General features: G+C 73.4%; 15 protein-coding genes. 9 read left to right on the forward strand and 6 right to left on the reverse strand.

The annotated features are described in order from the left end of the window. Nucleotides 1-138 precede the first annotated feature (138 nt). The 9 genes from AB0O01_RS31845 to AB0O01_RS31885 all read left to right on the forward strand — a co-directional run bounded on the left by AB0O01_RS31845 (nucleotide 139) and on the right by AB0O01_RS31885 (nucleotide 12,357). Nucleotides 139-2,523, forward strand: coding sequence for a hypothetical protein (locus AB0O01_RS31845; RefSeq protein ID WP_365318949.1), 2,385 nt, complete (start codon nucleotides 139-141; stop codon nucleotides 2,521-2,523). Between the two features lie 569 nt (nucleotides 2,524-3,092). Beyond that, a complete protein-coding gene (locus AB0O01_RS31850; protein WP_365318854.1) occupies nucleotides 3,093-4,106 on the forward strand; it encodes an EamA family transporter in 1,014 nt (337 codons plus the stop codon). 331 nt (nucleotides 4,107-4,437) lie between these two features. Continuing rightward, nucleotides 4,438-5,430, forward strand: coding sequence for an iron-containing redox enzyme family protein (locus AB0O01_RS31855; RefSeq protein ID WP_365318856.1), 993 nt, complete (start codon nucleotides 4,438-4,440; stop codon nucleotides 5,428-5,430). Nucleotides 5,431-5,457: 27 nt separating this feature from the next. After that, on the forward strand, nucleotides 5,458-6,159 hold the full coding sequence (locus AB0O01_RS31860) for a 2OG-Fe dioxygenase family protein (RefSeq protein WP_365318858.1): 702 nt from the start codon (nucleotides 5,458-5,460) through the stop codon (nucleotides 6,157-6,159). Between the two features lie 20 nt (nucleotides 6,160-6,179). Then, nucleotides 6,180-7,109 carry a diaminopimelate epimerase gene (gene dapF / locus AB0O01_RS31865; RefSeq protein WP_365318860.1) on the forward strand — a complete coding sequence of 310 codons (930 nt, stop codon included), beginning with the start codon at nucleotides 6,180-6,182 and terminating at the stop codon, nucleotides 7,107-7,109. Further along, complete coding sequence (locus AB0O01_RS31870; protein ID WP_365318862.1) at nucleotides 7,106-9,229, forward strand: molybdopterin-dependent oxidoreductase; 2,124 nt, start codon at nucleotides 7,106-7,108, stop codon at nucleotides 9,227-9,229. Before dapF ends, AB0O01_RS31870 begins: the two co-directional genes overlap by 4 nt. Further along, entirely contained in the window at nucleotides 9,226-10,215 is a 990-nt protein-coding gene (locus tag AB0O01_RS31875; RefSeq protein ID WP_365318864.1) for an aldo/keto reductase family protein, read from the forward strand. Before AB0O01_RS31870 ends, AB0O01_RS31875 begins: the two co-directional genes overlap by 4 nt. A gap of 85 nt (nucleotides 10,216-10,300) precedes the next feature. Beyond that, nucleotides 10,301-11,428, forward strand: coding sequence for an aminotransferase class I/II-fold pyridoxal phosphate-dependent enzyme (locus AB0O01_RS31880; protein ID WP_365318866.1), 1,128 nt, complete (start codon nucleotides 10,301-10,303; stop codon nucleotides 11,426-11,428). Continuing rightward, a complete protein-coding gene (locus AB0O01_RS31885) occupies nucleotides 11,425-12,357 on the forward strand; it encodes an ornithine cyclodeaminase family protein (RefSeq protein ID WP_365318867.1) in 933 nt (310 codons plus the stop codon). The genes AB0O01_RS31880 and AB0O01_RS31885 overlap by 4 nt, the downstream gene beginning before the upstream one ends. Nucleotides 12,358-12,440: 83 nt before the next feature. On the opposite strand, the gene AB0O01_RS31890 is transcribed toward AB0O01_RS31885, so the two are convergent. The 6 genes from AB0O01_RS31890 to AB0O01_RS31915 all read right to left on the reverse strand — a co-directional run bounded on the left by AB0O01_RS31890 (nucleotide 12,441) and on the right by AB0O01_RS31915 (nucleotide 22,003). Continuing rightward, on the reverse strand, nucleotides 12,441-14,714 hold the full coding sequence (locus AB0O01_RS31890) for an FUSC family protein (protein ID WP_365318868.1): 2,274 nt from the start codon (nucleotides 14,712-14,714) through the stop codon (nucleotides 12,441-12,443). Between the two features lie 694 nt (nucleotides 14,715-15,408). Then, complete coding sequence (locus tag AB0O01_RS31895; RefSeq protein ID WP_365318950.1) at nucleotides 15,409-16,866, reverse strand: carotenoid oxygenase family protein; 1,458 nt, start codon at nucleotides 16,864-16,866, stop codon at nucleotides 15,409-15,411. A 158-nt stretch (nucleotides 16,867-17,024) separates the two neighbouring features. Next, nucleotides 17,025-19,472, reverse strand: a complete 2,448-nt coding sequence (locus AB0O01_RS31900) for a right-handed parallel beta-helix repeat-containing protein (protein WP_365318870.1) — start codon at nucleotides 19,470-19,472, stop codon at nucleotides 17,025-17,027. A 140-nt stretch (nucleotides 19,473-19,612) separates the two neighbouring features. Then, on the reverse strand, nucleotides 19,613-20,215 hold the full coding sequence (locus tag AB0O01_RS31905; RefSeq protein ID WP_365318872.1) for a hypothetical protein: 603 nt from the start codon (nucleotides 20,213-20,215) through the stop codon (nucleotides 19,613-19,615). A 471-nt stretch (nucleotides 20,216-20,686) separates the two neighbouring features. Next, entirely contained in the window at nucleotides 20,687-21,526 is an 840-nt protein-coding gene (locus tag AB0O01_RS31910) for an MOSC N-terminal beta barrel domain-containing protein (protein ID WP_365318873.1), read from the reverse strand. 42 nt (nucleotides 21,527-21,568) lie between these two features. Beyond that, a complete protein-coding gene (locus AB0O01_RS31915) occupies nucleotides 21,569-22,003 on the reverse strand; it encodes a DUF6643 family protein (RefSeq protein WP_365318875.1) in 435 nt (144 codons plus the stop codon). Between the last annotated feature and the right edge of the window lie 104 nt (nucleotides 22,004-22,107).

The following is a 22,107-nucleotide window of genomic DNA, read 5'->3' on the forward strand; positions in this document are numbered from 1 at the left end:
GGGCGCGCGGACGGCTCCCCGGAGATCCTGAGCCCCGCACCCACCCACCCGCCGGACGGCACCGCCACGGCACAGCTCGGGGGAAACACAGCAGTGGAACGCGCACAGGAACGGGCGGCGGCGACCGCCGCGACCGCGGTGACGGGCGGCGGGACCGCGGTGACGGGCGGCGGGACCGCCATCGCCCTGGAACTCCTGGTCCACGGAGTGGGCGGGGCGACGCCGGAGAAGATGCTGAACGACCCGCGCACCGAACGGGTCACCGGCGACGACATCGCCGCCGTCTTCCGCCGCACCGGCGACCTCGACGCCGAACACCGCACCGACCGGCCCCCGGGCGAGCCCGTCCAGGAGGCGTACGTCTGGTCCAACCTCACCTCCGGCAACGGCGCCCGCGCCCTGTGGCTGCTGCTGCTCCCCTTCATGGTCGCCAACCTCGCCCACTGGATGCGCCCGCCCACCCGCGGCCACACCCGCACGGTCCGCCTGTACGGGCTCCTCGTGCGGCTCACCGGGCTCTCCCTGACGGTGCTGATGGCCGCCGCGGCCTGCGAGGTCGCCCTCGATCTCGCCGCCTGGCAGTGCGCGGGCACCCGCGCCTGCGCCGAGCGCAACTCCTGGCTCGGCTTCCTCTCCCCGGACCTCTCCGGGGACGGCTGGTGGAGCCTGCCGGGGCGCCGCCTCGCCCTGGCCGCCGTCGTCCCGGCCGCCCTGGTCGGGCTCCTGTGGTACCTCTCCCACCGCACCTGGAGCGCGTACGAGTCGGCGCGCCCGAGGCACACCGGATCACCGGACGCGGCGGCCGAGGAGGACGAGAAGGCCGAGGAAGCGGACGCGGCCGGGCCGGGTGAGCCGTCGGTGTCCCCGCACCGGCCCCGGATCCCCGCCGAGAGCGCCACCACCGCGCTGGGGCGGCCCGGCTTCTGGTTCGGGCGGCGCCTCGTCGCCCGGCTGCGGGCCGCCCACACCGCCGCCGGACTGCTCACCGTGGCCGCCGCCCTCGTCGGGACCACCCTGCGGCACGACCGGGGGACCGGCGGCCCCGTCGTCCTCGATCTGCTCGGCATCCTGCTCGGCGCCGCCCTGACGGCGGGGTTCGCCGCCGTGCTGTGGGTGGTCTGCCGCCGGGGGCGCAGCGAGCGCCGCATCGACCGCGAACTCGACGCCCACCTGGTGCGCCGGCTGCCGCTCGCCGCGGTCGCCCTGCTCCTCCTCGCCGTGCTCCACGCGGGCTGGGCGCGCCCCGGCTGGCAGTCCGCCCGGGGCCTGCCCGGCGACACCGTGTTCGGCGCGCTCACCCTGCTCCAGGGGCTGCTGGCGCTCGCCCTGTGCGTCGTCGCGCACCTCCTGCACCGGGCCCGTCCCGAACCCCGCAGCGCCATGCGCGGCTTCGGCGGCCCGGCCGTCGCCCTGCTGGCCTGCGCGCTCGGCGGGGTGTTCTCCGGCGGCATCTCCCAGCGCGTCGCCGACTGGCTGGACGGCACGGGCGCGATCATCCCCGGCCCGCCCGTCCTGCTCACCTGGCAGGCGTCCGTGATCCCGCCGCTGCTGCTGGTCCTGCTCCTCGTCGTGCTCCGGCTGGCCCGGGGCACCCTGCGGCTGGCCCGCGCCGAGGAGTCCGGGGTGGCCGACGACTACCCGAAGGAGACCGCGGACGACGGCCGCACCCGCCGGATCGCCCGTACGCGCGCGATGGCCACGCTCACCGACCGGGCCCCCATGCTCGTCGCCGTGACCGCGCTGGTGACCCTGGTGCTCGGCGCGGGCGCGCTGGCCGGGGCGCTGGCCACCGACGAGACCCCGGCCCAGGCGGCGGCCGGTGTCCACCCGTTCGTGCAGGGCGCCGCCGAGACCGCCCAGGCGCTCGGGTCCTGGCTGATAGGGCTCGGCTTCATACTGTTCGTCGCCTCCGGCCGCCGCGCCTACAAGGACCCCTCCGCGCGGCGCACCATCGGCATCCTGTGGGACGTCGGCACCTTCTGGCCGCGCGCCGCCCACCCTTTCGCCCCGCCCTGCTACGCCGAGCGGGCCGTCCCCGACCTCACCTGGCGGATGGCGACCTGGACCGAGGTCACCGGCGGGCGCCTGGTCATCTCCGGCCACTCCCAGGGCAGCGTCCTCGCCTCCGCCGCGGCCTGGCAGCTCACCCCGGAGGTACGTCACCGGGTCGCCCTGCTGACCTACGGCTCCCCGCTGGAGCGGCTGTACGGGCGCTGGTTCCCCGCGTACTTCGGTTCCGCCGCGCTGGGCGCGCTGCACGAGGACGTCGACTGCTGGCGCAATCTGTACCGGGTCACCGACCCGATCGGCGGCCCCATCCGGCTGCCCGGCGACTGCGGCCCCGAGGTCGACCGCGCCGCCCTCGCCGACCCGCTCGCCTACGGCCGCACCGATCTGCACCCCCTTCCCGCCCCGATCCTCGGCCACTCCGACTACCAGGCGGACCCGGCCTTCGCCGAGGAACGCGCCCGCCTCCTGGCCCGGCTGCGCCCGGAGGTACCGGGGCAACGGCCGCAGCGGTAGCCCTCCGGGCGGGGTGGGGGGCTTTTCCTGGGGGTGTGGCCCGTTGGTGTCGGTCGCCGGTCCCGGCTCCTGGCCGGGTGTCCGTTCCCGTGAACTGCCGGGGCTGCCGGGGCTGCCGGGGCTGCCGGTCCGGCGGGCCGCTGCCGGCCGGCCCGCCTCCCCGCTGCCGCGAGTGGGTTCACCGTTCGGCGGCGCGAGCGGCTCACCTCACTCAGTGGCCGCACCTCGGCGGAGACGGCACCCCGCGCTCCCGAACTCCGTGAGAAGCAGGGTGAGTTACGCGCCCCGATGGCGGGCGGCATCATCCTCTCCACCACCGTCGGCACGACCGACACACACCGCGCCGGACGGCCGCACAGGGCCGGGAGTTGAGCGGCGACGAGATCGCCTCGCTCAGCCCGCACGGCAGGGACAACGTGGGTAAGGTGATCGGATGCCGCCGTTTCTGACGCCTCCGCCGCCCGCCGCCTGAGGCGGGCAGACAAGCCGAGCCATCCATGGGTTACCGGGGTGGCCGTGCGGGTTGCCCACGCGGACATCGTGCCGGCAATCAATCGAGGAGACCTCAGGTGCAGTCCTCTTCCGCCCTGTCCGTTCGGCAGGGTGTTCTCTACGTCGCGATCGCGGCCACAGCATGGGGCACCGGCGGTGCAGTGGCCGCCGAACTGTACGACGTCGGCGGAATCGGCCCCGTTTCCGTTTCCTTCTGGAGGTTCCTGACCGGACTCGGGCTGCTGGTGGCAGCTCACCTGGTGCGACGGTCCCGGCGGCCGGAGACGGCGCTGTCGCTGCGCGCGACGTTCGCCGCGAACCCGCGGCGGGCCCTGATCACCGGCTTCGGGCTGGCGGTGTACCAGACGGCCTACTTCGCCGCCGTGCAGCAGGCGGGGCTGACCGTGGCCACGGTGGTGACCCTGGGCTCGGGCCCGGTCCTGGTCGCGGTCGGAGCCCGGCTCACGCTGGGCGAGCGCACCGGCCTCGCCGGAACCGCCGCGGTGGCGAGCGGCATCGCCGGCCTGGTGCTGCTGATGGGGGGCGCTGACGGGAGCACCGGCCCGGCTCCGCTCCTGGGCATCGGATACGCGCTGCTCTCCGCCGCCGGGTACGCGGGCGTGACGCTGCTGGGCCGCTTCTCCGGCCGGGAGAACGCCGGTGGGGCGTTCGAGTCCACCGTCACCGGCTTCGCGGTCGGCACGGTCTGCCTGCTGCCGATGGCTCTGCTGGAGGGCCTGCCGCCCGCCATGGAGCGACCGGCATGGACCCTGGCCCTGATCCTCTACCTGGGAGCCGCGCCCACGGCCCTGGCGTACACGCTGTTCTTCGCCGGCCTGCGCGCCGTACGGGCGACCACGGCGTCCGTGGTCGCCCTGGTCGAGCCGCTCACCGCGGCGGTCATCGGCATCCTGGTCTTCGACGAGCGGCTCAACGCGATCGTTCTGACCGGCACGGCCCTGCTGCTGTGCGCGGTCTTCTTCCTCGTCGCCGACGAGGGAGTGGGCCGGGCGGCTTCCCGGGGGACGGCCGACCCGGATGCCGTCCACGGCCGGCGCCGGTCGCGCCCGGCCATGCCGACGAAGGACTGACGCCCGAGCACCACGCACAGGGCGGGTGGCGGGCCGCTGCGGGGCCGCCACCCGCCCTGACAACCGGTGGCGGACGACGCGTATCACGCCATCGGTGTTCAGCGGCCACGCGACTTCCTACCAGCAGTGTCAAGACCTCTCATCACGTCAACCTTCCGTTGTGATGTAGCTCCTTGACAACGGAAAAGTTAGCGTTCCGCAGGCAGTCCTGCCGGTCATGCCGCCTGGCATGGAGAGTCGGTACACGACAGGAGGCGGTGTGAGCACAGGAGCGCACTTACCGGATCAGAAAAAGGGCGTTGAGGTCTGTCCGCGCGTTGAGGTCTATCCGGTGGTTGAGGAGATATCCGCGCTGCTGAATCGTTCCGCGCAGGATCTCGACGCCTCACTCACTCCTGATGAGCGGGCGGATCTCCGGAAAGCCGTCAGCGAACTCAACGCTCACTCCACAGCGGGTGATCAGGGAGCCTTCTACGGTCAGCAACTGCTGCTCTCCCGTCTCTACGGGCTCTCGACGCAACTCTCCGAGGCGCCCACCGCCGAGGGTTCCGTCGTCGTTCAAGAGGTACTCCGGCTGCTCGAACAGGCCACCATGGCCACCGAGGACGCCATGCTGGAGCCCGGCACACTCGACGCCGCGCCGACGGAACCCTCCGCGTTCCTCTCGTGGCTGAAGAGACTCGCCCGTGAACACCGGGTCTACAAGCACCCGTACTACCGGGAGTTCATCCGGAATCAGGCAACCGAAGACGACCTGCGGAACTATGTGATCCAGGAATCGGTCGTCGACGGGCGATTCGACGATCTTCTCGCCATGATGCAGGTCGGTACCAGTGGCGCCGCGAAGCTGGAGATAGCCGAGAACTTCTGGGACGAGATGGGAAACGGGGACCCGTCACAGGTCCACACCCATCTCTTCAACCAGATCTTCCGCGTCTTCGACATTCCCGCCGACGAACTGGAGCGGTCACTCACCGCCAACGCGCTGCTGTCCGGAAATCTCGCCGTGCTTCTCTGCCGCTACCGGCAGCTCTACCCGGAGGCCGTCGGATTCCTGGGAATGACCGAGTGGCTGGCGCCCGACCGTTTCGTGCAGGTCGTGCACGCCTGGGAGCGGCTCGGACTGCCCGATGTCGGCATCGTGTACCACAAGCTGCACATCACCATCGACTCCCGGCACGCGGCCGGCTGGTTCCACAACGTGGTCGTCCCGGCCGCCGAGTCGGAGCGCATGCGGCGCGCGATCACCCGAGGAACACTGTGGCGGCTCAACTCCTCCGCCCGCTACCTCGACGAACGCATGCCCGATCTCGTCGCTCACTGACCGGTCCGACAGGAAAGGCTCCGCGTCATGGCGCTCGGCCCGCAAGGATTCTCGATCATCGATCTCCCTCCGGCCACACCGGAGACACTCCAGAGCTACGAAGACCTCCCGCTCGACCCGTACATGGGCAACGGCACCCGGTTCAAGCGGTTCGCCCAGTACCGGCTCACGCCGGAACCCGGACGCGACAAGGGCTGGCTCTACGAGAAGCTGCCCCAGCGCGACTACACCACGTACAAGAAGTTCAACAACGTGGGCGGTGGTATGCGCCGCACCTACGAGACCATCCTCGCCGACTTCACCCCGGTGATCACACTCGGTGCGGACGCGATGGAGCTGGACCGCGGTGAGGACTGGCAGATCAACGTCCATCAGAACCGCACACGGGCCGACGGCGAGCGCCCCGGACCGCTGACTCCGGAGGGTGTGCACCACGACGGACACGAGTACGTCATGATCGCCGTGCTGCGGCGGAACAACGTCGGGGGAAGCGAGACCAGGCTGTGGAAGCCGGGCGCCGACGCGCCGTTCTGGACGGGCACGCTGGCCGCCGGGCGGGCCGTCCTCCTGGACGACCGGGCGCTCCAGCACGACGTCACGGACGTGACCTCCGCCGACGGCGGGCCCGGCCACCGGGACATCGTGATCGTCGCCTTCTCCCGCTGGAAGGACAAGTGGTACGGCGACGAGCACGACGAGGCGGCCCTCGCCAACCGCCCGAAGAACTGACCCGCCGCGGCCGTCGGCTCATGGGCGACTTCGTGAAGTACCAGGCGCTGGGCAACGACTATCTGCTCGTCGACCCCGGACGCGGCGAGACGGTCCTCGGCGCCGAGCCCGCCCCCGAGGCCGTCCGCCTGCTCTGCGACCGGCACTACGGAGCAGGGGCCGACGGGCTGCTCCTCGGGCCGCTGGAACCCCCCGGGCCCGACACCCCGGTACCGCTGCGCGTCTTCAACGCGGACGGCAGCGAATGCGGGATGAGCGGCAACGGACTGCGCATGTTCGCCCTGTACCTCGCCGAGCACCACGTCGAGGAGTGGCGTGCGGGCAAGCCGTTCGCGGTGCGGACAAAGGGCGGCGACGCGGAGGTCCGGATCGTGGACTTCGCCGGCGGCCTGGTGCGCGTGGGCATGGGGCTGCCGCGGTTCACCACCGTGGAGGGCGACGGACACAGCGGCGCCGGCAGCGTCGCCGTCCCCCTCGCTCTCGCCGGTGAGGGGCCGGACACGGTGGTCACCGTCACCGATCTGCACCTCGGCGTTCCGCACACCGTCGTGTTCAGGGACCGGGTCGACGGGGAACTCGCTCAGCGCCTGGGCCCCGCTCTGGCCTGGCATGCCCGCTATCCCGAGGGCACCAACGTGGAGTTCGTCCGCGTACCCGGCGACGGCACACTGGAGGCGGTGGTCTGGGAGCGGGCCGCCGGCCGGGTGCCCGCTTCGGGGAGCGGCGCCTGCGCCGCGGCGGCCGTGGCCCATGCGCGCGGCCTCGTCGGCAGGGAGGTGAGGGTCCGTATGCCCGGGGGTGAGGTCGAGGTGAGTGTGGCGGGGGACGGCCGGGTCAGCCTGACCGGCACCGCGCGGGAGGTGATGCGGGGCGTTCTCTCGTCCTCGCTGCGCACGGAACTGGCCGCCCTGCGCCCGGCGCCGGGGCCGTCCGGACGGGAGGGCCCATGAGTCTCACGCAGGTCCCCGGAGCGTGCCCGCTGGACTGCCCGGACGGCTGTAGCTGGCAAGTGACGGTCCAGGACGGCGAGGCCATCGCGCTGCGCGGCACCCCCGACCATCCCTACACCCGGGGCACCTTGTGCGTGAAGGTCAACCAGTTCCTGGAGCACACCCGCGCGCCCGACCGCCTGCTGCACCCGCTGCGGCGCGTCGGCCGCAAGGGCGAGGGCCGGTTCGAGCGCGTGAGCTGGGACAGTGCCCTCGATGAGATCGCGCGGCGGCTGACGGAGACCATCGAACGCCATGGCGGCGAGGCGATCTGGCCGTACCAGGGCACCGGAACCCTCGGGTTTCTCCAGGGCCTTCAGGGGCGGGCCGGCAGCAGGCTCTGGAACGTACTGGGCGCCTCGCGCCACGACATGACGATCTGCTCGATCGCCGGTCTCGCCGGACTCCGGTACACCCTCGGCACCAGTACCGGGATCGACCCGGAGAATCTGGAGTACTCGCGGCTGATCCTGCTGTGGGGGAGCAATCCCCTCACCACGCACCACCACCTGTGGAAGGTGATCCAGCGCGCGCGGCGCGACGGTGCGCATGTCGTCGTCATCGACCCGGTCCGCAGCCGTACGGCGGCCCAGGCCGACGAGCACCTCGCGCCCCTTCCGGGTTCGGACGCGGCCCTCGCCCTGGGCCTCATGCACGTGGTCCTCCAGGAGGGTGCCGAGGACCAGGCGTACCTGGACACCCGCACCGTGGGATGGGAAGCGTTCCGGAGAAGAGTGCTGGAGTTCAGCCCGCAGCGCACGGCACGGGAGACGGGGCTGACCGAGGAGGAGATCGTCCGGCTCGGACGGCGCATCGCCGGCAGCAGGCCCACCGCCATCCGGGTGTCGCAGGGCATCCAGCGTCACGCCGGGGGTGGCGCGGCACTGCGGGCGCTGGCCTGCCTGCCCGCCGTGACCGGCGACTGGCAGCGTCCCGGCGGCGGTCTGCTCTACTCGACCGACGGCTACTTCGGCGGCAACCGCGAGGCCCTCCACCGGGACGACCTGCTGAGCCGTCCCGTGCGGAGCCTCTCCATGACGCGGCTGGCCGAAGGGCTGCTGGAGACGGCCGATCCGCCGGTGGAGGCACTGATCGTCTACGGCGCCAACCCGGTGGCCAGTTCCCCGGACCAGAACCGCATCCGCCAGGGCCTGGCCCGCGAGGACCTCTTCACCGTGGTCATGGACCACTTCCGGACCGACACCGCCGACTACGCGGACCTGGTGCTGCCCGCCACCATGCAGCCCGAGCACCTGGACGTGCACGACGGCTACGGCCATCTGTACCTCACCTGGAACGAACCGGCGGTCGCCCCGCCCGGGGAGTGCCTGTCCACGACCGAGACCTTCCGGCGCCTGGCCCGTGCCATGGAACTGACGGAACCGGCGCTGTACGCCAGCGACGAGGAACTGGCGAGCGCGCTCCTCGACTCCCGGCACCCGTCCCTGGCCGGCATCACCGTGGACACACTGCGCGACCGAGGATGGGCGCGGCTCTCCTACCCGAAGGGTCATGTGCCCTTCGCGGACGGATTCCCCACCCCCAGCGGGAAACTGGAGTTCCTGTCGGAGACCGCCCGGGCGGACGGCTTCGACGCCGTGGCCGGATACGTTCCGGCGACCGAGCCGCACGACACCCGACGGGCACAGTCGTTCCCCTTCGTCCTGCTCTCCGTGGCGAACCACTTCTTCCTCAACACCGTCTTCGGGAACAAGCCCGCGCTGCGCCGCCGGGCCGGACCGCCGTATGTCGTGCTGCACCCGAAGGACGCCGTGGTGAGCGGCATCGCGAGCGGCGACCGCGTCCAGGTGGCCAACAGCCGGGGCGCCTTCGAGGCTCTGGCCAGGATCGACGATGTCGTACGCCCGGGCGTCGCCATGACGACCAAGGGCCACTGGCCCAAGCTGACCGGCGGCTCCGGCCCGAACGCCACGGTCGACGAGCGGGACGCGGACATGGGCGGCGGAGCGGTCTTCCACGACAACCGTGTGCGGATCACACTCCTGCCTCCGCGCGGGGACGACAGCGGTGAGGATGCCGGCAGTGAGGATGCCGGCAGTAAGGATGAGGACTACGGATGAAATTCAGGCAACTGGGTCGTAGCGGACTCCAGGTCAGCGAGATCGCCTACGGCAACTGGCTCACGCACGGCGCCCAGATCGACGACGACCGGGCCGTCCAGTGCGTCCACGCGGCGCTGGACGCCGGAATCACCACGTTCGACACGGCCGACGTCTACGCGGGCACCGCCGCCGAGGCCGTACTCGGCAAGGCACTGAACGGCCTGCGTCGCGAGTCCCTGGTGATCTCCACCAAGGTGTTCTTCCCGACCGGCCCCGGACCGAACGACGGCGGCCTGTCCCGCAAGCACATCACCGAGGCCGTCAACGGCTCGCTGACGAGGCTCGGCACCGACTACGTCGACCTGTACCAAGCGCACCGCTTCGACCACCGGACACCGCTGGAGGAGACCCTCAAGACCTTCGACGACCTCATCCGGCAGGGCAAGGTCCTCTACATCGGCGTCTCGGAGTGGACCGCGGACCAGATCGCAGAGGCCGTGAAACTCGCCGGCGAACTGGGCCTGGACCGGTTCGTGTCCAACCAGCCCCAGTACTCGATGCTCTGGCGTGTCATCGACGAGGAGATCGTGCCCCTGTGCGCACGCGAGGGGCTCAGCCAGATCGTCTGGTCGCCGCTCGCCCAAGGGGTGCTCACCGGCAAGTACCGGCCCGGGCATCCTCCGCCGACGGGATCGCGGGCCACGGACGAGGTGGGTGCCGGCTGGGTGAGGACCTTCCTGCGGGACGAGGTGCTGGAGCGGGTGCAGCAACTCGCCCCGATCGCCCGGGAACTGGGCCTGAGCCAGGCACAGCTCGCCCTCGCCTGGACGCTCCAGAACCCGAACGTCGCCGCGGCCATCGTGGGAGCCTCCCGGCCGGAGCAGATCGGCGAGAGCGCGAAGGCGGCCGGTGTCCGTATCGAGCCGGCGCTGATGCGTCGCATCGACTCCGTCCTCGGCCCGGTCGTCGAGCGTGATCCGGCCAAGGTGGACAGCGCCGAGTAGCCGCGCCCGCGTCGTCTCCATTCCACTCCAGTCCGCTCCAGTCCGCTCGATTCCGCTCCATTCCGCTCGATCCGTGAGGACATCCATGACCTTCACCCCGTTCGAACTGCTGGAATGGCAGGGGCGACTGGGACCCACGGCCGCCTACAGTCTGGCCGACAGCGGCTGCCGGCCGATCCGGCTGCGCGATCTCGTGGACAGTGAACAGTCCCTGAACCGGCTTCTCGACAGCGAGCTGAGCTACCCCCCCACCCGCGGCACCGACCCGTTGCGCGCGCTGATAGCGCAGTGGCACACCGGGAGCCCGGACCACGCCCCGGAGGTCATCGTCACGGTCGGGGCGGCGGAGGCCAACACGGTCGCCGTGGAGACCCTCATCCGGCCCGGGGACCATGTGGTGACGATGTCACCCGGCTACCGTCAGGTCTGGGGTGCCGCCCTCAACCAGGGCGCCGTCGTCGAGGAATTCCCACTGGATCCGCGGCAGGGCTGGCGACCCGACATCGACGCGCTGGCGGACATGGTCCGCCCGGACACCCGGGCCATCTCGGTGACCACCCCCAGTAATCCGACGGGCACCGTCCTCACCGAGGAGGAGATACGGGCGATCGTCTCCCTCGCGGACCGTTCGGGCGCCTGGATCCTCTCCGACGAAGTGCACCGCGGCACCGAACTCCACACCGAGGAGGCCAGCCCCACGTTCTGGGGGCGGTACGACCGGGTCGTGTGCGTCGGCAGCCTCTCCAAGGCATTCGGCATGCCAGGTCTGCGTCTCGGCTGGCTGATCGCACCACCCGCGCTCATGCCGAAGCTCCGCCAACGGCACGAGTACACCACGGTCTCCGCGGCCGGACCGGCCATGGCCCTCGCGGAACTGGCGCTCACTCCCGTCACCCGCACTCGGCTGCTGAACCGCTACCGCGGCTTCCTCCGCGAGAGCTGGACCCAGATGCAGCAGTGGATCGCCTCCCATGACCAGTTGCTGTCGGCCGTGCCGCCCGAGGCGACCTCCTTGGCCTTCGTCCGCTACCGCCTGGACCTGTCCAGTACCGAGGTCGCCGAGGCACTGCACGCCCGCGGTGGCGTGCTGGTCGGCGCCGGCGCCCACTTCGGCACCGAGCACCACCTGCGGTTCACCTACGGGCAGGAACCGGCCCACCTGGCAGCCGCCCTGGAGAAGACCTCACACGTGCTGAAGGAACTGAGCGCGTGAACCCCACAGCACTGCCGCTGATCGACGCCGACGAACTGGCGCGCCGACTGCCCATGCCCCAAGCCGTCCGCGCAGTGGAACAAGCCCTGCGCGCGGGGCTGGACCCCGAAGCGGACATCCCCCGCACCGTGCTCGACGTCGACGCGGGCCAGTTGCTGCTGATGCCCTCCACGACAGCCTCGTACACCGGAGTGAAGATCGCTGGAGTCGTCCCCCGCAACCCCGCCCGCGGGCAGCCGCGCATCATCGCCTCCTATCTCCTGATGGACGCGGCCACGCTTCGCCCGACAGCCCTGATCGACGGCTCCGCCCTGACCCTGCTGCGCACCCCCGCGGTGTCCGCCGTGGCCGTGGACCATCTGGCGGTCCCGGACGCGGAGCGGCTCGTCGTCTTCGGGGCCGGACCACAGGCATGGGGTCACGTGGAGGCGATCCGGGCCGTGCGCCGCATTCTCTCGGTCGGTGTCGTCGCGCCTCGCCCGGAGCGGGCGGCGGAGCTGGTCGAGCGTTGCCGGAAGACCGGCCTGGACGCGGAGGCGGTGCCCCCGGAAGCCGTCGCGACCGCCGACATCGTGGCCTGCTGCACGACCTCGCGTACGCCCCTGTTCCCGGCCGCGGCCATCGCATCCCACACGGTGGTCGCGGCCATCGGGTCGCACGAACCGACGGCCCGAGAGGTGGACACCGGACTCGTCGCCCGGGCCACAGTGGTCGTCGACGCCCGTGCCGCGGCGCTGAGCGAAGCGGGCGACATCCTGATCCCTCTGCGTTCCGGCGCCATCGGTGCCGAGGCGATCGCAGGCAACTTGTCCGAGCTGGTACGCGGAGCGGTGCACGTCAAGCCCCTGCGGCCAAGGCTTTTCAAGAGTGTGGGCATGTCATGGCAGGACCTGGTGGTGGCCGCCGCCGTGGTCGAGCAGCCCTCATGAGCGCACGCGGGCAGCCCTCATGAGCGCACGAACGCGGCCCTCATGAGCGCACGAACGCGGCCGGAACCCGCTGTCGTGCCCCCTCAGGCCGGTTTTCCGTCGTCCGGCTGCGCGTCGTCCGGTCCGCCGTCCTGCGGTCTCCCGCCCTCCAGGCGCCCGGTGTCCACCCCGGTCGATCCCCCGGCCCCACCCCCGGCACCCGCCCCCGCCGTCTCCAGGTCCCTCGCCAGGGCGTGCAGCCAGACCTCCATGTCGACCAGTTGGGAGAGGGCCGTCGCCGGGCCCTCGCGGGCCTCGGACCACGGGAGCGGGGGCGGGGTCAGCCGCGGCTCCCCCCTCGGCTCCGGGTGGTCCGCCGCGCGTTCCCCCGCCGCCGCGATCCGCCCGGCCGTCTCGTGCGCCCACTCCCGCACCCCCGGCGGGAACCCCCGGGGACCGCCGCCCCGCTCCTGCGGCAGCCAGTACGCGCCGATCAGCACCCGGGAGCCGTAGTTGAGCGCGGCGAGCCAGTCGGGGCCGTCGCCGTCGTCGTCACCCGGGTGCGAGACCGGCTCCGCCCGGTACTGGGCGTACGCCGCCTCGGCGATCTGGAGCCGGTGCAGGGTCAGCCACAGCATCCCCGCCGCGACCTCTCCGCGCCGCCCGCCCGCGCCGGTCACCGCGTCCGCCGTGGCCCGCACCAGGGGCCCCGCGGTCCGCAGCAGCGCCGCCACCCCCCGCCGGATCTCCGCCCGCGCCCCCGACGGCCAGGCCAGCAGCCCGCACAGCAGCCCGATCGCGCTGCCCGTCAGCACATCCACCAGCCGTGCCTCCGCCAGCCGCCAGGTCACCGGCGCGAGCTGCGCGAACGCCATCGACACCACCAGCGTGAACAGGCCCTGCGCCCACGCCGGTCCGCCCACCGGCCCGACCGAGAACGCGAGCAGCATCGTCGGCACCAGCAGCACCGCGTAGACCGCCGTCGCGTTCCCGGCGCCGATCACCAGGACGCCCGCCGCGACCGCGCCCAGCAGGGTGCCGAGGGCCGCCGAGCGGACGGCGGACCAGGTGGCGCCCGCCGTGGTGCGCCCCAGGGTGAGCACGGCCAGCAGCACCCAGAAGCCGTGCGTCAGCTCGAACGACCCCGCCACCAGCCGGGCCAGCGCCAGCCCCAGCATCGTCCGGACGGCGTTCTGGAACACCACCGAGTTCCGGGTCAGGTTCCCGGCGATCCGGACCAGCCACAGCCGGCGCGCGGGCAGCGCTGCGTACCAGAACTGCTCGTGCGGCAGCCCCGGCACCGCGCGGCGGCCCCCGCTCGCGAGGGAGGCGGCGGTCCGTACCGTCACCGCCGAGACGGCGACGGACAGCACCGTCGACCGCCGCCGCAGCAGGGCGTGCAGGGCACCCTCGGGGCAGCGCCCGAGCCGCGCCCGCTCCACCAGGAACCGGTCCGTCATCTCGACGATCACCTCCGGCCCCGCCGCCGGGCGCCGCCCCCGCAGCAGCCCCGCCGTGTCCGCGCAGGTCGCGGCCGTGCCCCGGAGCAGGCTCTGCGCGGCGACGTCCACGGGGCCGGGCGGGAGTTCGGTGAGCGCGGCGAGCTGGTCCAGCAGTCGCCGGGTCGCCGAACCGGCCTGCGCCAGCGCGCGGTCCCGGCGCCCCGCTCCCGTGGGGCGGCTCCCCCCGGGCTGCCGCGAGAACCGCAGCTCCCGGCCCTCGGCCCGCAGCCGCGCCGCCGCCTCCCGGTCGGCGCCCGGCGCCCCGGTCAGCCGCCGCGCCGCCCGCGCCGCGAGATCCAGCGACTCGGCCAGCCGGTCGGCGTACGACGGCTGCGGGGGCGCGGGCAGCAGCAGCGCCTCGCACAGCGCCAGCGCGGCGACCCCCACCGCGAGCCCGGCCAGCCGCTCGGGGACGGTGCCGGGCGCGTACGGCGGGAAGCAGGCCAGGATGTAGCAGAGCTGGAGGCCGGGCACGACGGCCGCGAACCGGGGCGCGCACGCCGCGCCGAACGTCAGCACGAACGCCACGGCCAGCATGCCCGCCACGGCGGCCCAGGTCGCCACCGCCAGCACCGTCCCGAGGACGACCAGCGCGACGGCGGCCGGCACCGCCCGCAGCACCGTCCGGGCACGGGTACGGCCGGAGCCGGGCAGCGGCGAGAGCGCGCCGAAGGCGATGGCCGAGAACAGCGCGTAGACCGCGACGACCGGCTGGTCCAGCAGATGCTGGGCGGGGTAGAACCCGGCCGTCGCCGCGACCGTGACCCGCACCGCGCGCCGGACCGCCCCCGTGACCTCGGGCCGTGACGGCGCCTTCGGCATCAGCGTCCCCCAGGGATGGTCGGCGGCGTCGGCGGTCCGGACCTGCCGGGCCATGCTGCCGCCCGACCACGCCCTCCGCGCCCCGCCGCACCAGCGACCGCTCCGGGACCGCCCGACCGGCCCACCGGACGGCCGGGGCGGCCCGGTGGGAGCGGGGTGGGGCTCCGCCCGGCGTGGGCTGGGGCTCGCCAAGCGTGGGGTGGGCTGGGGCTCGCCCAGCGGTGGGTGGGGCTCGCTTGTCGGGCGGGGCGGCTCACCCGGCGGGCTTCCCGGCTCGCCCGGCGGGTTCTACGGCTCACCCGGTGTGCGGTGCGGTTCGTCTCGGGAGGGGTGTGGCCGGTCCGGTGTGCGGTGCGGTTCGCCTCGGGAACGGTGCGGCTCACCCGGTGTGCGGTGCGGTTCGTCTCGGGAGGGGTGTGGCCGGTCCGGTGTGCGGTGCGGTTCGTGTCGGGAGGGGTGCGGCTCGCCCGATGGGCGGTACGGCGCGCTCGGGGGGCGGGGTGGCACGTGCGGTGGGCGATGCGGCTCGCCCGTCGGGCGGGGTGACGCACCCTGGTGCGCGGTGCCGCTCGCCCGGCGCGCTACGGCCCTCCCGCGGGCCGGTGCAGCCCACTCACAGGCCGGTGCCGCCCACCCGTCGGGCGCTACGGTCCACCCGCGGGGCCGCTGCGTCCCACCCGCGGGCCCGCTAAGGCCCACCCGCCGCTCGCTACGGCCCACCCGGCGCCCGGTAGAGACCCACCCTGCCTCACTCCTCCGTGGGCAGCCACGCCCCGTGCAGGCCCAGGGGGACCCGGACCGGGATGCGGATCTGGGCGACCGGGCCCTGTGTCGGGTCCTCGGCGTCCAGGATCAGCAGTCTGCTGCTGCCGTCGGTGCGGTCGGTGGCGAACGTCAGCCAGTAGCCGTGTCCGGCGTCCGTGGCGCCCGGCACCGGCGCGAACACCGGCTCGCCCACGGACAGATCCCCGGCGCTCCACCGCCGCGTCGAGGTTCCGGAGCCGCCGACGTCGTACCAGCGCAGGGCGTCGAACTCGCCCGGCAGCAGATCCAGGCCCCGCCCGCTGTCCGCGGCGACCGCCAGCCACCGGTGCGGTCGCGACAGCGTCCGGTCGTCGACGCGGGGGAACTCCACCCGCGAGTCGTCCAACTGCGTCCGCCGTACGGTCCCGGCGGCCGGGTCGAGGACCGCGCGGGTCAGCCCGTGATGGGCGGTGGCCGTCGCCCGGCCCGCCCCGCCGCTCCCGCCGTCGTCCCCGTCGCCGAGGGACAGGGACGGCCACTGGACGTAGTCCAGGACGACCTGTCCGCCGCCCGCGGGGTCGTCATAGGCGTTGACCGTGTGCCAGACCCAGAACGCCTCGTCCGTCGCCCAGCGCACCGGGCCGCCGTCCCGGGGGATCAGGGCGACCCGGGTGCCGCGCTCGGGCCGCCAGGCGAGGAGGGAGCCCCCGCTCAGGGCGGCGTCCAGGTCGAAGTAGGCCGGGGCGAGCACCAGGACCAGATACCGCTCGGTGAGCGCCATGTCGTGGATCATCTGCGGCTCGTCCGCCCCGGGCACCGCCGTGGGACCGCGCCGCACCCCGCCGTCCGGACCGAGCAGCGACCAGGTCAGATACGGCGGCTCCAGCGCGTAGCAGAACACCGCCATCTCCCCGGTCACCGGGTCGGTCTTGGGGTGGGCGGTGATCCCGGCGGGCAGGCGGTCGCCGAACGTCTCCCGGCCCAGGGTGTCCAGGTCCGGACCCAGCTTGAACGGGCAGTCCGACTCGGCGAGCGCCAGCAGCCGCCCGGCGTGCCGGACGACATTGATGTCGGGCAGCGGCTTGAAGGAGTGGGCGAGGTCCTCGCCGACCTCGTCGGCGTCCGGGGTGATCAGGGACTCCAGGCCGCCCCACAGGGCGTGTCCGGCGCGCTCCTCGGCGCGCATCGCGGGGGTGCGGACGAAGCGGTTGCGGTAGCGGGCGCGGCCCTCGGACAGCCACACCCCGTGGACCATGCCGTCGCCGTCGAGGGGGTAGAGATAGCTGCCGATGGGGGTGAAGCGGGGGTTGGGGCCGTTGCGCAGATAGACGCCGTCCAGCGCGCGGGGCAGGCTCCCGGTGACCTCCAGGTCGACCGCGTCGACCTCCTCGGTGACCGGGGCGAACCGGCCGCCGAGATGTGCCACGCGGGTGGGGTCGAAGGGGGCGGTGGGCGCGGACATGGGAGCCTCCCGGCGGGGCGGTGCCTCCAGGGCGTGCCGGGCGTCGCGGCGCCGCGCAGATCCGTCGGACACGCCCTGGGCCTCATCCCAGTCAAGTACCGCCCGCGCCCGCCCGCCACCTCACGCTCCGTCCACCGGTCCCCCTCCGGCGGTGAACGTCACGGCAGCTCCGGCAGGTCCTCCGCGAACAGCAGCGACAGATCGTCCGTGCTGGGCTCGGCGAGCTGCGCCACCCGGCTCGCGTGCCGCTCGACCATCGCCTCGAAGGTCTGCCGGGCGGTGCGCCCGTTGCCGAAGGCCGGGCCCTTGGGGATCCGGGCGAAGTACGTCCGCAGCGCCTCCGGCGCCCCCTCGGCGAGCCGGTACTCGTGCTCCTCGGCCTGCTGGTCCACGATCCGCAGCAGTTCGTCGGGGTTGTAGTCGCCGAAGGTGATGGTCCGCGAGAAACGGGACGCCACACCCGGGTTGACCGACAGGAACCGCTCCATCTCCGCCGTGTAGCCCGCGACGATCACCACGACCGCGTCCCGCTGGTCCTCCATCAGCTTCACCAGCGTGTCGATGGCCTCCTTGCCGAAGTCCCGGCCCGCGTCCTCCGGCGACAGCGCGTACGCCTCGTCGATGAACAGCACCCCGCCCCGCGCGCGTTGGAACGCCTCCTGGGTGCGGATCGCCGTCGACCCGATGTGCTCGCCGACCAGATCGACCCGGGACACCTCGACCAGATGCCCCTTCTCCAGCACCCCGAGGGAGGCGAGGATCTCGCCGTAGAGCCGGGCGACCGTGGTCTTGCCGGTGCCGGGGGAACCGGTGAAGACCAGATGCCGCTTGACGGAGGCCGCCTTGAGACCGGCCTGCTGACGGCGCCGCCCGACCTCGATCATGTCGGTGAGCGCCCGCACCTCGCGCTTGACGCTGTCCAGGCCGACCAGCCCGTCCAGTTCACCGAGGACGGCCTGGGAGGTGCGGGAGGGCGGCTCCGGCCCGGCGGGCGGCGCGAGCGCCGGGGACGGCTCGGGCTCGGCGGTGCGCTGGCCGGGGATCGCCCCCAGCAGCCCGGGGGTGTGCGCCGCCGACTGCCGGACCACCGGCTCGGCCGCCGCCGGGGCCCGTATGCCGCCGCTCTCGTCACTGGTGCAGTCCTCGACCACCGGCCCCGCGCCCGCGCCGTCCGTCCCGGCGTCCGCGAACTCGTACCCGCCGCGCGCGCACCGCTCCGTACGGCACTTGCGCAGGGTCGTACGGCAGCCGTCTATGACATGGAAGCCGTAGCCGCCGCTGCCGGTCACCCGGCAGCCGGTGAAGGTGCCCCGGCCGCCCGCGGACACATAGAAACCGGCCTCGGCGGGGGAGTCGACCGTGCAGCGCTCGACGGTGGGGTCGGCGCCCTTGGTGACGATCACCCCGGTCTGGGTGCCGGTGACCGTGCAGTTGCTGAGCGTGCCGCCGCTGCCGTGGTCGCGGAACCAGGCGCCGGTCGCCGCGTCCCGGATCCGGCAGTCGTCGAGCTGCGCGGTGGCGCCGTCGCTCACCGAGACCGCCGTATTGCGCACCTGGGAGAGGTCGCTGTCCACGACATCCGCGCGCGAGCCCCGGTCCAGCACGAACAGCGCGTCCGGCACGTCGTGCACCCGGCAGGAGTCCAGTACGGCGGTGGCGCCGTCGCTGACCCACACCGCCGGGTAGTCGCCGGTGGAGTCGAAGATCTCGCACTGGTTGGCGTCCACCCGCGTGCCCGGGTCCCACACCGACAGTCCGTTGCGGCCGAACTGCCGGACACTGGTCCGGGTCAGCGTCAGCACGGAGCGGGAGCGCAGATCGACCGCGTTCTCCGGGATGTCGTGGATCCGGCAGTCCGCCAGGGTCAGGACGGCGTCGGTGTCCAGGGTGACGCCGTCGGCGGTGGTGCGGTGCACATCGCAGTCGGTGAGATGGGCGGTGGCGCGGGCGGTGATCTGCACACCGCTGCCCCGCACCTCGTAGATCTCGCAGCCGACCGCCTCCAGCGCGGAGTTCTCGCCGGTCGCGCTCAGTCCGGCGCCCGAGGCGTGATGGATCCGGCAGCGGTCGAGCCGCGGGTGCCCGCCGCCCCGTACGGCGACCCCGGCCTGACCGGCCGCGACCACCTCGCACTCCTCGAACACCCCGCCCCCGCCGTCGAGCACGGCGATGCCGATGCCCGCCGGATTGTCGACCGTGCACCGCCGTACCGTCGGCCGGGCGCCGCCGCGCACCTCGATCCCGGACGCGGACCGGGTCACCACCCGCAGGTCCGTCAGCTCCGGGGTGCCCTCCTCGACCAGCAGCGCGGGCGCCGCCGCGTCCTGGCCCTCGACCAGCAGATCCTGGACGACCGCGGAGGCGCGCACGGTCAGCGGCACCCCGTCGACCGGGGCGATCCGCACCGAGCCGGGGGAGCCCTCGGGACCGCGCAGCGTCACCGCGCGCTGCACCACGAGATTCTCCCGGTAGGTGCCGGGGGCGACGGTGAGAACGTCCCCGTCGGCCGCGGCCTCCAGGGCGGCGGCGAGCGAGGTGTACTCACCTGTGCGGCGCCGCCACCGCGAGGTGCCGGTGTGCGTCACCTGGACCGTGCCCTGTGCCATGGCGCTGCTCTGCCCCCACCTCGTCGTACGCGGGATTGATGCCGAAGGGTTCGGCCGGACCACCGTAGCGTGCGCGCGGGCGGTGGGTTGACCAGAGCCGGAAGGCCGGCCGGGGGTGGCCGCCGCCCCGCCGGAGGGCGTCAACTGCCCGTGCCGGTACGGCCCCAGTCGGGGCCCGCGCGCTCCCACTCCCGGTCCCAGCGGGCGTGGCGGCCCTTGACGAGCCGCCGGAGCGCGAGCCGTCTGCCGCCCTCCAGCAGGGCGACGGCCACCAGCGCGGCGCCGAACCCGGCGAGCACGGCGTGGGTGGTGGCCGTGGCCGGATCCAGCGGGCGCGCGACCGTCCGGCCGGTCTCGTCGGTCCACAGCGTGAACCGGTCGCCGGGCTCGGGCGACTCCAGTGGGGTGAGCGCCGGGCCGCGGTGCTCACCGCCGTCGGGTGCCGTCCAGTCGGCGAGGACTCTGGTGCGGGTGTCCGAGGCGGCGGCCTCGGGGTCGATGTCCAGCACGCTGCGGTCCAGCTCCCGCACCACCGTCGCCGTCACCTCCCACCGGGAGTCGCGCTGTTCGCGCATCGACCGGTCCAGGGCGTCCTGCGCGGCCGTCCCCGCCAGGACGCCGGACACGGGCGCCACCACCAGGATCAGCAGCAGCGCCGCCAGCGCCAGCCAGCACTCCACGAGATCGGTCGTCCGGCGCAGCGGATTGTGCCGCCAGCGCCAGAGCCCTCGGATCGCTCGCACCGTACGCCACCCCCTTCCCCGATCCGTCCGGTCCCTTCCTCGATCCGTGATAACCCGACTCGGCGCCCGGCGCCGTGCGGACCGGGACAAGAGAGAGCGAAATCACCCCCGTGAGCCCCTCGCCCGTCCAACGGGCGGAGTCCCGGCGGAGGTTCCCGCGACGGCGGGGGTGCGTTGGGGTGGGGGTGCGTTGTGCGTTGTGCGTTGGGCGGGGGTGTCGTGCTGCGCGGTGCGTTGGGCGTTGTGTGGGGGCGTCGTGCTGCGCGGTGCGTTGGGCCGGGGGGCGTCGGTGCTGGGGGGTGAATCGTGCCGGAAGTGCGTCGTGCTGGGGTTGAAGAGAGGCCCGCCGCCGGGATCGCGCGGTACGTCCGTCTGGCGGCATCCGGCGGCATCCGGCGGCATCCGGCGGTATCCGTCCGGCGGCGTTCGGGCGGCGGTACACGGGCGGTGTGGTGGCCTCGGGCGGAGCCCTCAGGCGAGGATCCGGACCGGGTCGCCCACCCGGATCGTGCCGCGGTCGAGCGGCACCAGATTCTGGCCGAAGACCAGCTTGCCGCCGATCCGGCGATGGCGGCCGAGGCTGAACAGCGGCTCCTTGCCGCGCGCCGAGGTGTCCTGGTCGGTGGTCGTCACCACGCACCGCCCGCACTTCTTCGCCACCCGGAACCGCACCTCCCCGATCGCGAGGCGCGACCAGCCGTCCTCGGCCCAGGCATCCGTCCCCGAGACCACCGCGTTGGGCCGGAAGCGGTTCATCGGCAGCGGGCCCTCGGCGGCATGCGGCCCCCCGGCGATCAGTGCGTTGAGGGCGTCGAGCGACGCGGCGGACGTCAGGAGCAGCGGATAGCCGTCGGCGAAGCTCACCGTCTCACCGGGCAGCGCGAACTCCGGGTCCACCGGACGGCGTACCGCCGGGTCGTCCATGTGCACCAGCCGGACGTCGGCGCCGAGGAAGGCGCTGCACCAGGCGTGCGCCGCGCCGTCCGCCGGGACCCCCTCCACCTTGTCCCGGAAGATCTCCAGCGTGACCGTCCCCGACGGCTCCGGCTCCGGTACCGCGACGGAAAGGGGTTCCCGGCCGGGCGCGGACAGCAGGACGCCGCCACCGGGCAGCGGCTCGGCGGCGGCCTGCGCCAGACGTGGCTGCTGCCGCTGTGTGACGACCTTTCCCCCGTCGTCGATCAGCACCCAGCGTCGGTCACCGGCCGGCCCCCAGGGCTCCACGGCGTACTCCGGAAGCGATATGCCCCGGAACGCCTTGACCGGATGGATGTGCAGCGACAGCAGTCGCGCGTTCCCCGCGTTCCCCATACGGCCATCGTGCCAGGCGGCACCGACAACCGGCGGCGGGGATCAGTAGCCGCGGTACTGCTGGTTGTTGTACGGGTCCTGGTAACCGCCCGGGGCGGCGGGCCGGGGAGCGGCCGGGCGCATCGCCTCGTACCCGGTGACGCCGGGAGCGGCGGGGCGGGGCGGCTGCGGCTGCGGGCCCGGGTAGCCGCGCGGCGCGGTCGCCTGGTGCGGGATGTACGCCGCGGGGGCCTGCTGGAGCGGCGCGGGCTGCTGCGCCTGCGGGTAGCCGTAGGAGGGCTGGGACGGGCCCGCCGGGAGGGCGGGCAGGGCCGACGGCAGCGCGGGCAGATGACTGCCCGTGTCGTACGCGGCGGGGACCCGGATCGGGGCGATCTGCGGGGTGCCCCGCTCGGCCACGAGCGAGTCGTAGATCGGGGTGTCCGGGAAGGAGGCGGAGTAGTAGCCGCCGCCATAGGTGGAGCGGGGGGAGGTCATGGCACATAAGTTAAGCCCACGATGTGCTGGTTGTGGAGACCGATAAGAGGGTTGTTTTCCGTGTCGGCCGTGACCTCGGATCCCCAATGCGAGCGAACATGCGG

The organism is Streptomyces sp. NPDC093252 (genome assembly GCF_040683675.1).
In the GTDB taxonomy this organism is placed as follows: domain Bacteria; phylum Actinomycetota; class Actinomycetes; order Streptomycetales; family Streptomycetaceae; genus Streptomyces.